General features: G+C 38.0%; 12 protein-coding genes. 11 read left to right on the top strand and 1 reads right to left on the bottom strand.

Translation table 11 applies throughout. The features are described 5' to 3' along the window. Nucleotides 1–332: 332 nt before the first annotated feature. The 11 genes from ND811_RS18390 (at nucleotide 333) to ND811_RS18340 (ending at nucleotide 11343) form a co-directional block, all read left to right on the top strand. Nucleotides 333–1883, top strand: coding sequence for a type I restriction-modification system subunit M (locus ND811_RS18390; RefSeq protein WP_265353413.1), 1551 nt, complete (start codon nucleotides 333–335; stop codon nucleotides 1881–1883). 107 nt (nucleotides 1884–1990) lie between these two features. Continuing rightward, nucleotides 1991–2857 (top strand): DUF488 domain-containing protein, encoded by an 867-nt coding sequence (locus tag ND811_RS18385; protein WP_265353414.1) that lies wholly within the window; start codon nucleotides 1991–1993, stop codon nucleotides 2855–2857. A gap of 1 nt (nucleotide 2858) precedes the next feature. Continuing rightward, nucleotides 2859–3695, top strand: coding sequence for a hypothetical protein (locus ND811_RS18380; RefSeq protein ID WP_265353415.1), 837 nt, complete (start codon nucleotides 2859–2861; stop codon nucleotides 3693–3695). A 185-nt stretch (nucleotides 3696–3880) separates the two neighbouring features. Then, entirely contained in the window at nucleotides 3881–4123 is a 243-nt protein-coding gene (locus ND811_RS18375) for a hypothetical protein (protein WP_265353416.1), read from the top strand. Continuing rightward, nucleotides 4116–4289, top strand: a complete 174-nt coding sequence (locus ND811_RS18370) for a hypothetical protein (protein WP_265353417.1) — start codon at nucleotides 4116–4118, stop codon at nucleotides 4287–4289. The genes ND811_RS18375 and ND811_RS18370 overlap by 8 nt, the downstream gene beginning before the upstream one ends. After that, on the top strand, nucleotides 4286–5458 hold the full coding sequence (locus tag ND811_RS18365) for a restriction endonuclease subunit S (RefSeq protein WP_265353418.1): 1173 nt from the start codon (nucleotides 4286–4288) through the stop codon (nucleotides 5456–5458). The genes ND811_RS18370 and ND811_RS18365 overlap by 4 nt, the downstream gene beginning before the upstream one ends. Further along, complete coding sequence (locus ND811_RS18360; protein ID WP_135630478.1) at nucleotides 5459–6247, top strand: hypothetical protein; 789 nt, start codon at nucleotides 5459–5461, stop codon at nucleotides 6245–6247. Next, the gene (locus ND811_RS18355; protein WP_265353419.1) at nucleotides 6234–7103 is read left to right on the top strand and encodes an ATP-binding protein; all 870 of its coding nucleotides are present in this window, start codon (nucleotides 6234–6236) and stop codon (nucleotides 7101–7103) included. Before ND811_RS18360 ends, ND811_RS18355 begins: the two co-directional genes overlap by 14 nt. 10 nt (nucleotides 7104–7113) lie before the next feature. Beyond that, on the top strand, nucleotides 7114–7464 hold the full coding sequence (locus ND811_RS18350; protein ID WP_265353420.1) for an STAS-like domain-containing protein: 351 nt from the start codon (nucleotides 7114–7116) through the stop codon (nucleotides 7462–7464). Nucleotide 7465: 1 nt separating this feature from the next. Then, nucleotides 7466–8008: a type II toxin-antitoxin system VapC family toxin gene (locus ND811_RS18345; protein ID WP_265353421.1), complete on the top strand. Its 543-nt coding sequence runs from the start codon at nucleotides 7466–7468 to the stop codon at nucleotides 8006–8008. A gap of 101 nt (nucleotides 8009–8109) precedes the next feature. Then, on the top strand, nucleotides 8110–11343 hold the full coding sequence (locus tag ND811_RS18340; RefSeq protein ID WP_265353422.1) for a type I restriction endonuclease subunit R: 3234 nt from the start codon (nucleotides 8110–8112) through the stop codon (nucleotides 11341–11343). A 165-nt stretch (nucleotides 11344–11508) separates the two neighbouring features. On the opposite strand, the gene ND811_RS18335 is transcribed toward ND811_RS18340, so the two are convergent. Further along, nucleotides 11509–14052, bottom strand: coding sequence for an ATP-binding protein (locus ND811_RS18335; RefSeq protein WP_265353423.1), 2544 nt, complete (start codon nucleotides 14050–14052; stop codon nucleotides 11509–11511). Nucleotides 14053–14201: the final 149 nt, after the last annotated feature.

Here is a 14201-nt window from a genome sequence, read left to right as displayed (position 1 = left end):
TACTTTGTTCTGTTTGGCGGTCAGCGCCGAACGACTTTGATGCTTGAGCTAAGGAGCTCACGCATCAAGTCGGGTGCTCGCAGTCGCGGCAGTGCCGCTTGGTGCTCCGCAGGCTTTCCCTCATCGGGAAGAATAGAATCTTTGTCGTATAGAAATGTTGGGAAAAGCTCTGAACGAAAGTTTGGGGCTTTTTTTATGTCTAGAGAAGAATACCCAAAATTAGATTAATAGGACTCGATATTTGTCCTAGAGTTAGAATAAGCTATTATGAGTTGGATTAATATTCAGGATGGAATCATTAGGTTTCCGTTATTTGGAAGTAGGTATATTTTATGGCAAAGGCAAAAGTAGAAAAGAAGGTTCCATCTGAGCCAATAGAAAAACAACTTTGGAAGTCAGCTGATAAACTTCGTAAGAACATAGATGCAGCAGAGTACAAACATGTTGTTTTGGGACTTATTTTTTTAAAATATATTTCAGATGCTTTTGAAGAACTTCATTCCAAGTTGAAAAATGGAAAGGGAGATTATTCTGGTGCCGATCCGGAAGACAAAGATGAAAACAAAGCTGAAAATGTATTTTTTGTTCCTGATATTGCTCGTTGGTCTTATTTGCTATCAAAAGCGAAGTTGCCTACGATCGGGAAGGAAGTCGACAGTGCAATGGATGCGATTGAGAAAGACAATCCTTCTTTAAAAGATGTTCTACCGAAAGTTTATGCACGAGGAAATTTAGATCCTACCAGTTTGGGTGAACTCATCGATCTTATCAGTAATATAGCATTAGGTGATGCAAAAGCGCGTAGTGCAGATGTTTTAGGTCATGTTTTTGAGTACTTTCTAGGTGAATTTGCTTTGGCGGAAGGGAAAAAGGGCGGGCAATTTTATACACCAAGAAGTGTGGTGGAGTTACTTGTGGAAATGCTTGAGCCATATAAAGGAAGAGTTTTCGATCCATGTTGTGGTTCTGGTGGGATGTTTGTTCAATCTGAAAAGTTCGTAGAAGAACACAAAGGAAAGATTGATGATATTTCTATTTATGGCCAAGAAAGCAACCAAACCACATGGCGACTTGCGAAGATGAATCTTGCTATCCGTGGGATTGATAGTACGCAGGTGAAATGGAATAATGAAGGGTCTTTTTTAAATGATGCGCATAAAGATTTAAAAGCAGATTTTATCATCGCCAATCCACCGTTTAACGTGAGTGATTGGTCAGGTGAACTGTTACGCACGGATGGCCGTTGGAAGTTTGGCGTGCCACCCGCTGGTAATGCTAATTTTGCCTGGATCCAACATTTTTTGTATCACTTAAGTCCCTCTGGAACAGCTGGTTTTGTATTGGCTAAAGGATCGCTTACTTCGAAGACATCTGGCGAAGGGGAGATTCGAAAGGCACTCATTGAAGCTGGACTTGTGGATTGCATTGTCAACTTACCTGCGAAGTTATTTCTCAATACTCAAATTCCTGCGAGTCTTTGGTTCCTTTCTCGGAGTAAATCCGGTAACGGGTTTCGAAATAGAATGAATGAAATTTTATTTATTGATGCTCGCAATGAAGGAGTTCTTATCAATCGTCGAACGAAGGAACTACGACCTGAAGACATTCAGAAAATTGCAGGCACTTACCATGAATGGAAGAAACTCAAGGGCAAATACGAAGATGTTAAGGGGTTTTGCAATGTAGCAAGTCTCGACCGCATCCGGGAATTGGATTATGTGCTGACGCCTGGTCGGTATGTTGGTTTACCAGATGAAGAAGATGATTTTGACTTTAAGGAACGGTTTACAAGCCTTAAGGCTGAATTTGAGACACAATTGGAAGAAGAGGCAAGGTTGAATGCGCTGATTCTAGAAAATTTGGCAAAGGTTAAGGTAAATTAAGGATTGCGTTAGTTTAGGATAGGGCTCTAAAGTAAACTAAGGAAAAAATAAGGTTACTTTGGCTCTTCCCTTTACCCAGTAAATCGACAATGTACTACCGAAGGAAAGTGTTACTTGCCATATTAGAGAAATTTGGTGGTCGGTTGTCAAAAACGGACCTTCAAAAGTATCTTTTTTTATTTTCCCAAAGGCAACCAATTCCCTCCTATGATTTTTATCCCTACCGATTTGGTTGTTATTCGGCACAGGCAACTCAAGACCTTGGGACTTTGAAAAAGTATGAACTTGTCCAAGAAACTTCGTTTGGTTGGGAGCTGAATCAATCCAACCAATTCTTTTCGACGCTAAAGGCCGCTGATCAGCGTGACTTGGTATCTTTTTATCAGGAATTTAAAAATGTATCTGGCAAAGATTTGATTCGGTATGTATATACAAATCATCCTTTTTACGCCATTCATAGCGAGATCGCAAAAGATATACTCTCCCTACAAGAGCTCAAACGAGTAGAATCTGAAAAACCAAAATCGAGTGTGAAGTCAATCTTTACCATCGGTTATGAAGGGAAATCGATTGAAAAGTATGTAACAGAGTTGATTCGCAATTCCGTGACTGTGTTATGCGATGTGCGAAAAAATCCCTTGAGTATGAAGTTTGGATTTTCCAAAAAACAATTGAAAGGAATTGTTGAGTCTGTTGGTATCCAGTATATTCATTTCCCAGGACTTGGAATTGTCTCTAGCAAACGACAAGAACTACATTCCAAATCAGATTATAATAAACTATTTTTAGAATACCAAAGGACAACACTACGTAAGAATCAATCGGATATAATTGCTTTAAAAAAAATCTTCGAAGAAAATGGAAGAATTGCTCTTACCTGTTTTGAAGCAGATTTCGAGTGTTGTCATAGAAGTCATACAGCAAATGCTTTGTTAGATGCAATAAAAGATCCTCCTTCGGTAATTCATTTATAGAATGAAGAAAAAGGTTTTGATCCTTGTTAAAACATATCCTGCGATTTCGACAAAGTATGGAGAAACCGTTTGCACAGCGGGGATTACTGAAGAAGGTGAATGGATACGAATCTATCCGATTCCTTTTCGAAAGATCGATTTTAACAAAAGATATTCAAAATACGATTGGATTGAACTCGAACTTACTAAAAATTCCAAAGACTTTCGACCTGAATCCTTTCGACCCGTAGACCCGAATCATATTGTTAAATTAGGTCATATTGATTCAGACAGAGATACTTGGCTCGAAAGAAGAAGTTTTGTTTTAAAAAATGTTTATACCAATATGTCCAAACTTATAGAAGATGCAAAAGATAAAGAAAAATGCACTTCCCTTGCTGTTTTCAAACCAACAAAAATATTAGATTTTACTTATGAAAAGACAGAATCTTTTTGGGATCCGAAAAAAATCAAAGCTCTTGAGTCTGAGCACAGCCAAGGCTCCCTTTTTGAAACCAATGATTTGGATGATATCACCGAATTTGAGGTTGTAGATAAAGTTCCCTATAAGTTTAAATTTAAGTTTCAAGATGAGACAGGCAAAGAATCCAATCTTATGATTGAAGACTGGGAAACGGGCATGTTGTATTGGAAAAGACTTAAAGTATACGAAGGCGATGAGCAGAAAGCTTGTGATTATGTTAAAAAAACATATTTTGAGGACTTTTCCAAAACGAAAGACTATCATTTTATCTTAGGAACTACATTAAAACACCACTATCTTTCCAAAAATCCCTTTGTGATCATTGGTGATTTTCGACCGAAACCCATCAAACAACCTGGATTATTTGGAACATAACCATGGACTGCACCAACTTCTTCTCAACCGTTCTCCCCAATTGGCTTGTCGCTATTGTCGAGGAGCGGTCATCACCTCCCTTTGGTTTTCGCATCAGTCCAATAAAATCAAAGCCAAGGGATCCGCAAATTTAGCGAATGTAAAAAAATTTGTCGCAGAGACGTAACGAACGCAGTGTATAAAAAATGAAAAACAACCCAGTGACTGTAAAAGAACTCATTCAAATGTTAAGGGACTTTCCTGAAGATCTTCCGATTTTTGTTTCGGGCTATGAATCGGGTTACGACTGCTTTTATAAGCCAGAAATCATCGAGTTAGTTCACAGGCCTGATAATATGTATTTTGATGGCGAATACCAGATTCCAGAAGGAAACGAATCCCCGAATATTTCTGCTGTTGTTCTTGCGAGGGTAAATAGAAATGAATGATGCAACCCAAGAGATTCATTCCGAATCCACCTCCCTCTCCTTCTACGCCCTCACCAAACTCGAAGACCGCATCGATCTAAACCAGAGTCCGCAGTTGGATGAGTTCATTCAAAACTGGAAGAGAAATCGAAAGGAAACAATAGAAAAAGGCGAGGAGTCCGTATGAGTGAATGGAGGGAATATCGATTATCAGAGGTTATTGAGAAATTTATTGACTACAGAGGGAAGACTCCCACAAAGACAGCTCATGGAATTCCATTGATAACTGCGAAGATAGTAAAAGAAGGCAAGATATTAGAAGCTAATGAATTTATAGCGGAAAAGGACTACGATTCATGGATGACCCGAGGACTTCCCGAAATAAATGATGTCGTATTAACAACTGAGGCCCCATTAGGCGAAGTTGCCTTGATAAAAGATAAAAAAGTCGCTCTAGCTCAAAGAATTATCACATTACGTGGAAAAAAAGAAAAAATTGATAACGTATTTCTAAAATATTATTTTCAATCGAAAGATGGACAACATGAACTCCAGTCTCGAGCATCTGGCACAACGGTATTTGGGATCAAATCATCAGTTTTGCAAGAAGTTCCCATCCTCCTTCCCCCTCTCGCCGAACAAAAAGCCATTGCAGGCGTTTTGTCGGCGTTAGATGATAAAATTGATCTTTTGCATAGGCAAAATAAAACCTTGGAAGCGATGGCAGAAGCTCTCTTTCGGCAGTGGTTTGTGGTAGAAGCGGAGGAGAGTTGGGAGGAGGGGAGCATTTTAGATCTCATTGAATTAGTTGGCGGAGGAACTCCTAAAACGGAAGTGGCTGAATATTGGAATGGGAATATCGGTTGGCTTTCAGGCGGCGATATTACAGATAATCACAAATCATTTGTAATAAATTCGAGTAAGAATATCAGTGAAATGGGTTTAAACAATTCGTCAGCAAAAATATTACCAGAAAATTCACTCGTCATATCAGCCCGAGGTACTGTTGGTAAATTTTGTATATTATCGCAGCCAATGGCATTTAGTCAGTCGAATTACGGGATAATTCCCAATAATAGTAAAAATTATTTTTTCACATATTTACTTTTGAATTATGCTATTGAGGAGCTGAAGTCATCTGCTTATGGAAGTGTTTTCGATACGATTACGACTACTACATTTAGAGATTTGAATGTTTCTCTCCCGCCTAAAGATGAAATTACTTTATTTGAAAAATCTATTGTAGGGAATTTTATTAAAATGAAGGCAAATTGTTTTCAAATCCGATCCCTCGAAAAACTACGCGATACGTTGTTGCCGAAATTGATGAGTGGGGAAGTCAGGGTGGAGATGTGAATGAACCCTAAGTTGCTCGAGAAAGAAAAGGAAAAAATCTATAAATATTTTCCGTCTTACCTAGCAGTTTGGAACCAGGTTGTTGGTAAAGTTCCAGCGAAAGTAAAAAACGAAGAATTATATAGTTACTATGCTTATGTATGTACAAGAGATTTTGCTGACCGATATCAGTTTGCTTGGACCGCATTTTTTGAATCATTGAGAGAATTTTCCCTACATCGGAGACTTCGATTAAGCGAACATCCTCGTATGTCCTCAGTATTTTATTTTCGTTATCATTTTGATTACGCAATACTGTCTTTATTCTCTGCCCTCAATCATCTGTTGTCTTCTTATTTCTATTTCTATGGAAAACAGAATGAAATTGAGGTAAGAACCCGTACGATTGGGGAAATTATAAATCCCAAAAATGCGAGCAAGATTCCTTCAGAACTGAAACAATTTGCTGAGAAATTTTCTTTGGATAGAAGATACCAGTTAATCGAAGGTTATCGACATGCATGGACTCATCAGGGAATACCAAAAATAGAGGGAGAATATCGACCCAAAAGAAATAATCCTATTGAAAAACATGGGTTTGCCAAAAATATTCTAGGATTAGTCCAAACAAATGAAGGTTATGCTATGGTAGACTGGTCGGATGATGCGGATTATACGGTTCATAAACTCGTTTCCAGTGCTTCCTGGTTGTACAAAATAATGGGTGAAGAAGCAGTAATGCATTTTCAGCATGTCAAAAATAGTTTAAATTTTACTCTAAATTTGGAAGATTTATTTGGAAGAAGTTAGTTTCGAATTCAACAATGTAAGAACATCTTACGATGGTTATATACAAATTGCCGAATTTTACAATCAGTTTAAGGATAAGCATCACTTAAAAATTTTTATCACCATCGATACTTGGTTTGGTGCCAATATGTGCTCTCCGTTAGGAAGTGTGATGAACAAATTGGCTTTAAATGGCCATCGTTTCGAATTTGATTATCTAAAGCCTGATATTCAAAAGATTTTATGCAAAAATAAATTCTTAAGTAAATACGGTTTTGGAAAAATAACAGATCAAAATCAAACGACAATTCAATTTTTAGAATTAAAACCTAACCAAGGGGAAGAGTTTTTAACCTATATCCAGTCGGAGTTACTTCGAAGGCCTGAGTTACCAAAACTTTCCGAACTATTAAAAAAGAAAATGACAGAGTCTATATTTGAAATTTTCCAAAATGCGAAAACGCATAGTAAATCGGAAGAGATCATTACCTGCGGTCAATTTTTTCCAAATAAGAACACCATTGAATTTTCGATTACTGATATTGGTATCGGGATCAAAGCAAATGTTTGTCAGTTCTTTCGTCGCGATCTTCCCGCAAAAAAAGCAATCGAGTGGGCGATTCAATCGGGGCATTCCACAAAGGACAATATTACCGGGGGACTTGGTTTCGCAATATTGCGGGAATTTACCGAAAAAAATGGCGGAAAAATCAATATTGTCAGTGATTCTGGTTTTTATGAATTCGAAAATGGAATCGATATTTTCGAAGAAATTCCTTGTCCTTTTCCAGGAACTACCATTAATATGAGATTCCAGACAGACGATCCAACGTCTTACTCCCTTTTGGAAGAGCTAAAAGTGACCGATATATTCTAGGAGAATGAAAATGGTGATTCCAACAATCCCTGTAAGAGAATTAGTCCCTAGTCTTTATTGTGTGGATGCTGAGGACGGGCAGAAGCTATTCCTACTCATCTCAAAATCTTTTCGAGATGAGAAAAATGCGATAACGCTTTCTTTCGAAGGAATCGAACTAATTACGTCTGCTTTTTTAAACACTGCCATCGGACAATTATACCGAGATTTCTCAGAAGAAACAATAAAAACTAGTTTGAAAGTAGAAGGTATGTCTCAAGAAGATCTAGGGCTCTTAAAACGCGTTGTCGATACTGCAAAAATTTATTATAAAGACCCAGATCGAATGGAGCGTACCTTACGCGAAGTTTTAGGGGAATGACTTGGCCGAAAGATATACTAAAGCCGATATAGCGAAGTTAGCTGGTAGGTCATTTGTTTTTGATGCGAATGTTTTGATTTATATTTTTTGGCCATCCTCACCGAGTAAAGAACGCGAAAATTATTCATCTTTAATAGCCTCTCTTATTAAACATAAATACCCATTATATCTTGACAATATGATAATATCTGAGTTTTACAATCGATGTTTTCGCCTCGAGTTTGAAACATACCAATCTGGAGTTTTGCAACGGTCACGATCTCAAAGCGAATTTAAAAAATTCCGAAATTCTGCACTCGGGAAAACAACTGATGAAGATATTTCGAATATCATCATTAACAATCTTTTAAAGGTATATAAAGTTATCGGGAAATCATTTGACGATGCGGAAATAAAGAAATTGTTTCCATTCTATCCCTTGGATTATACGGATCGATTGTTAGTTGAATTATGTCGAGAAGAGAACTTAATTTTAGTAACTCACGATTCTGATTTCAGGGATAGCGACATTTCGATTCTTAGTCAAAATCCAAATTTAAAATGAATAATACACATTGCCAGATATTCTTTCCCAAGACTCCAGATATCCTGTAGAGTGATTTTTCCCCCTTGACGAATTCTAACTTACATTATAAGGTCGGTTAGATGCTCGACTCTAAACTTTCGGAAGCCTCTGTCGAACAATTTGTCATCGATCTACTCAAAGAAGTTGGTTATGCCTACGTTCATGGTCCAGACATTGCACCTGACAGTGATCAGCCCGAAAGAGAAACATTCGAAGATGTCCTTTTGTTGAAAAGATTAGAAGAATCGCTCCTTCGGATCAATCCAACGTTACCCAAAGAATCCATAGAGGATGCAGTCAAACAAATCCAAAGGCTGAATTCGCGTGAACTGATTGTAAACAATCACAACTTCCACAGATTTTTAACCGAAGGAATCCAGGTTGTTTACCAAAAAGACGGAAACTCTCGGGGTGATTTAGTATCGCTCTTGGATTTCGATACATTAGAAAACAATGAATTTCTTATAATAAATCAGTTTACTGTTGTGGAAAACAATGTAAACAAAAGACCGGATCTAGTCATTTTTATCAATGGAATTCCATTGGTTTTAGTGGAACTAAAAAATCCAACAGATGAAAATGCAACTGTTAATTCTGCACTCGAACAATTGCAAACGTATATGCAATCCATTCCTTCGTTATTTACCTTCAATGGATTTTTGGTAATCTCTGATGGATTGGAAGCAAAAGCGGGAACCATTTCTTCTAGTTACAATCGGTTTTTAGCTTGGAAAACATCTGACGGAAAAATGGAAGCGTCGCCATTCATCGGTCAGTTGGAGACTTTGATCCGAGGAATGCTAAATCCAAAAACTTTATTGGATTTACTTAGACATTTTATTGTATTTGAAAATACTAAAAAAGAGGATCCGAAAACTGGGATTACTACTATTCAATTTATTAAAAAAATTGCCGCCTACCATCAATACTATGCTGTAAACAAAGCAGTAGAGTCCACTCTTCGTGCCTCAGGTTATTCAAAAAATCAATCTCCAGAGAAAGACCTTCTTATCCATACATCAAAATCAGAAGGATTTAAGTCTATTTCATCAGTTGTTGGAGATAAAAAAGGGGGAGTCGTATGGCATACACAAGGATCTGGAAAATCTCTCTCGATGGTTTTTTATACGGGTAAAATTGTCCTTTCGATGGACAATCCAACAATTCTTGTGATTACAGATCGAAATGATTTAGATGATCAACTTTTTGACACTTTCTCCGCTGCCAAACAACTTCTCCGGCAAGAACCAGTGCAGGCAAAAAATCGAGATCATCTCAAAGAACTCTTAAAGGTAGCGTCAGGTGGTGTGGTATTTGCTACCATTCAAAAATTTCAACCAGAAGAGGGCAATGTATATGAAACCTTATCAGAACGAAATAACATCATTGTGATCGCAGATGAGGCCCACAGAACCCAGTATGGGTTTAAAGCAAAGACTATAGACTCAAAAGATGAACGAGGAAACCTAATTGGGAAAAAAATTGTCTACGGTTTTGCTAAATATATGCGAGATGCTCTTCCCAATGCAACCTATTTGGGTTTTACTGGTACTCCCATTGAGAATACAGATGTTAATACTCCTGCGGTATTTGGGAACTATGTAGATGTCTATGACATTGCCCAGGCAGTAGAAGATGGAGCCACCGTAAGAATTTACTATGAGAGTCGCCTTGCCAAGATTTCATTAAGTGCAGAGGGTAAAAAACTTATACAAGAATTTGATGATGATCTCGAACCTGATGAACTTTCCGAATCTCAACAAGCGAAGGCAAAATGGACTCAACTTGAGGCATTAATTGGTAGCGCAAATCGCATTCAACAAGTTGCTAAAGATATTGTGACCCATTTTGAAAGCAGAAGGGAAGCGTTTGACGGTAAAGGTATGATAGTTGCTATGTCCAGACGAATTGCAGCAGAACTGTACGAAGCAATTGTTCAGTTAAAACCTGAGTGGCATAGTAATGACCCCAAAAAAGGTGCGATCAAAGTAGTGATGACATCGTCATCCTCAGACGGTCCTGAGATTAACAAACACCATACGACCAAGGAAATCCGGAAAAATCTGGCCGATCGAATGAAAGATCCTGATGACGAATTAAAGTTAGTAATCGTTCGGGATATGTGGCTTACAGGTTTCGACGTTCCTTCTCTTAATACACTGTATATAGATAAACCGATGAAAGGCCATAATTTGATGCAAGCCATCGCACGAGTGAATCGAGTATATTTAGAAAAGACTGGTGGGCTGATTGTCGATTATCTAGGAATTGCGTCGGATCTAAAACAAGCGTTGTCGTTTTATTCCGATGCAGGAGGAAAAGGGGATCCTGCAGAAAACCAGGAAAAGGCAGTGCAACTCATGTTGGAAAAACTGGAAGTGGTTTCCCAAATGTTTCATGGTTTTGGGTATGAAGACTATTTTGATGCTGATATGGGAAGAAAATTGTCTCTTATCTTAGAAGCGGAGAATCATATACTAGGCTTAGAAAATGGGAAAAAGAGATTTATTGATGAGGTAACAGCTCTATCAAAAGTATTCGCGATTGCAATCCCCCATGAACAAGCGCTTGATGCAAAAGATGAAATTTCCTTTTTCCAAGCTGTCAAATCAAGATTGGTCAAATTTATAAAAACGGATTCCGATGAAGGAAACTATGATGTCGAAACCGCTATTCGACAAGTCATAGATAAAGCCTTAGTTACCGACAAGGTGATTGATGTCTTTGATGCCGCTGGAATTAAAAAACCAGATATTTCCATTCTTTCGGAAGAGTTTCTATTAGAAGTAAAAAACATGGAGCATAAGAATATTGCTCTGGAACTGCTCAAAAAACTTCTAAATGATGAAATCAAAGGTCGTGCAAAAAAGAATTTGATCCAAAGTAAGTCACTCATGGAAATGCTCGAAAATTCGATCAAAAAATACCATGTGAAAATACTAACGGCCGCTGAGGTAATCGAGGAGTTGATCGCACTCTCTAAAGAAATCCAACAGATGGATACCGAACCCAAAGAAATGGGCTTATCTGATTATGAATATGCATTTTATACAGCAATTGCAGATAATGATAGTGCAAAGGAACTCATGGAGAAAGAGAAACTCAGAGAACTAGCCGTTGTATTATTTCAAAAGGTAAAAGAAAACGCTTCCATTGATTGGACAATCAAAGAAAATGTGAAGGCCAAACTCAAAGTCATTGTTAAACGAATTCTCAGGCAATATGGTTATCCTCCCGATATGCAGATGTTAGCAACTGAGACTGTGCTTAAACAAGCAGAACTAATCGCAAATGAACTGATTTCAAATAACTAATAGTAGAAATCAATCTCCCCCGCGTTAGGGATCTGCAGGGCTTGGTCACCTGCCATCGTTAGATGGCTGGGGACGGAAGCGACAGCGCACCCCGAAAGAGCCCGACCCTTACACTTATTAATTCTAAAACTCCAACCCCATCGGGAACGCCCAAAACTGTAACTTTTAAAGCCCTGTTTTTCTCTCAATTAGCCATTCATATAATGCTTGTTCAATTTCTCTTTTTTGGAACGGTTTCGGCAAAAACGAAGACATTCCTGCGCGAATGCACTTGTCTTGATCATCCTGGAAGGCGTCCGCTGTAACTGCAATGATGATTGGTTTGGGAAAAATCCTTTCGTCTTTCAAAATTTCTTCTGATGCCCCGATGCCATCCAGATTGGGCATATTGATGTCCATAAAAATCAGATGGAATTCGTTTGTTTGGGCCTTTGTTACCGCTTCCCAACCGTCTTTCGCTACATCATGGCGGACTTTTAATTTTTTCAAAAAACTGGAAAGTAGAAACAGGTTGGTAGGATCATCTTCCGCAATCAACACATTTGTGTTAGATGGTAGTCTAGAGAGATCCACCGAATCTTCGGATCGTATGACTCTGGACATTTGGTTGGGAAGAAGTCTGAGTTCAATTTCAAAACAGGAACCTTTGGGAAAATTCCTTTTAACTTTTAATTCTCCTCCCATCACATCCATTAGTTTTTTAGAGATGGCGAGACCGAGTCCCGTTCCTCCGTACTTACGGGAAATGCTTGAATCCAACTGTGTGAATCTTTGAAACAAGGAACCCATTTTCTCTTCCGGGATTCCTATTCCTGTATCCGTTATCGATACTTTGTATTGAATCCTGTTTCCTACTTCTTCCTTTTTGGAAGAGAGAAGGATTTTGATTTCTCCAGATTCCGTAAATTTAACCGCATTGGAGATTAGATTAAATAACACTTGTTTGATTCTGTTTTCATCGCCATGTGCTAAAAATATAAAATCTGGATCAAAGCTGACTTCAAATCGAAGTTGTTTCTGTTCTGCTTGGTGCTTAAAAATCCCTTCCGCAAGTTCGAGCAGAATTTTCCAGGAAAAATCGGATTCTAATAATTCTATTTTCCCCGCTTCCAGTTTGGAATAATCCAAAATGTCGTTCAATATAGTCAAAAGAGATTGTCCGCTGTCCTGAATCATTTTCAGATATTGTTCTTGATCCTCCGAAACATTTGTCATTTTCAAAAGTTCCGTGATTCCCAAAATTCCATTCATGGGAGTTCTGATTTCGTGACTCATTGTTGCTAAAAATTGAGACTTTGCCTTGTTCGCGGTTTCTGCTAGTTGTTTGGCGATCTCGTATTCTTCCGTGCGGAGTTTTACCTGCAATTCCAATTCGTATTTTTGGTATTCTTTTAGATTCAAGAGTTCCGTATGGGTTCTGTTTTTTTCTTCCAAAGTTTCACCGAGCTTTAGAACTAATTTTTCTTCCTCTTGCAATGCCTTTGTTATTTTTTTTGATAATAGAATCGCTTGGATGAAGATAAATAACAAAACCCCTAAATGGGAGAGATAACCTGTATGAATCAATCCGAAATTGAATAATATATCATTCAGTAGTGTCACCGCTGTAATGGAGTAGGCAATGAGCATAAGTCCCGCACCTTCCCTTTTTCTAAAATAAGCTCTGATGAACAAAGGTACATACAATATGATTGCAATCATTGCAAAACCGAAGAGATACAATGCGTAATGTGTGAAAATGGAAACTGGCAAAAACAAAGTTAGTAAAAAACTAAAGAAAACCAACCTGAGAACTTTTGAGATTATTTTGGGGATGTCCTTCGGAAATAGAAGATCGTAGAGTGTTACCAAGGAAACCCCGATCATATAAATCACTCCGAACAGTAGCCGGATATATGAATCAAAATCCAGATTGGGAAATAGATAATAAAACGTATGCGTTTCAAAATTCAATTGGCGAATTCCCATAATCATACAGAAAAAACCGAACATCAGATATTCTTTGGAACGCAATCTTGACAGAAAGATAATCAGATGGTATAAGCCGATGATGATGATTGCAGAAGAACTTGCAATATCTCGTATAACAAGATTTAGGTGCTGTCTTTCTATGGATTTCCATTCTCCGAAATAAAGAGGTTCCCAAAATCCGTGATTTTCATGGTTGAAGTTGGATACCCAAACGACGATTGTCACTTCATCGGAAAGAGAACCCAGATAGGACGTGCCTGGTTTCAAGTCAGGCTTCATTGTTTCAAAACTTTCTCCAGTTTGTCCTACTTTCACCACAGAACGGGCGTTAACGAAAATTTCGAAAGCGGACATGATTTCAGTCCAAAACAATCCGTAGTTTATTTCCCGTTTTGGAAGTTTGAGTTTGAGTCTGTAGGTTCCCTTTCCGAAAATAGGAAGGTTCTTTCCGTTTATTTGGTAGAATTTCCAAAAAGAGGGAACCGGAAAATAACCGTGGCATTTTTTTTTCCATACGGACTCATCCGAATCGGGAGGAATCAATTTATCCCAACAAAACTCCCAATCTCCTTTCAAATTTATCACCGTTTGTTTCGGTTCCCATGCAGAAAGATCCATAAATCCGGAATTTATATCGGGGAGGGGAGAGGTTGCGACTTTACAAAAAGAAAAAGATATAGAAACTACAAGTAGAGGTAAAACAAATTTTTTTTTAAAAAAAGAAAGCGAAATTACCATAAAACTACCCATAGGCGAGAAAGAAATAGAGCATTTGACTCAAATGAGAAAATTTGCTTGTACTGAAGCATCGTATCTCTTATATGGAGTGCAATCTATTTATTTTATACTCTAAAAAGCAGATGAAATGGACAAAACGCTAACCGTGA

The sequence above is a fragment of the Leptospira soteropolitanensis genome (genome assembly GCF_026151655.1).
In the GTDB taxonomy this organism is placed as follows: domain Bacteria; phylum Spirochaetota; class Leptospiria; order Leptospirales; family Leptospiraceae; genus Leptospira_A; species Leptospira_A soteropolitanensis.
Note: the sequence above shows the minus strand (reverse complement) of the source record. Positions and strands in the feature narration are given on the sequence as shown.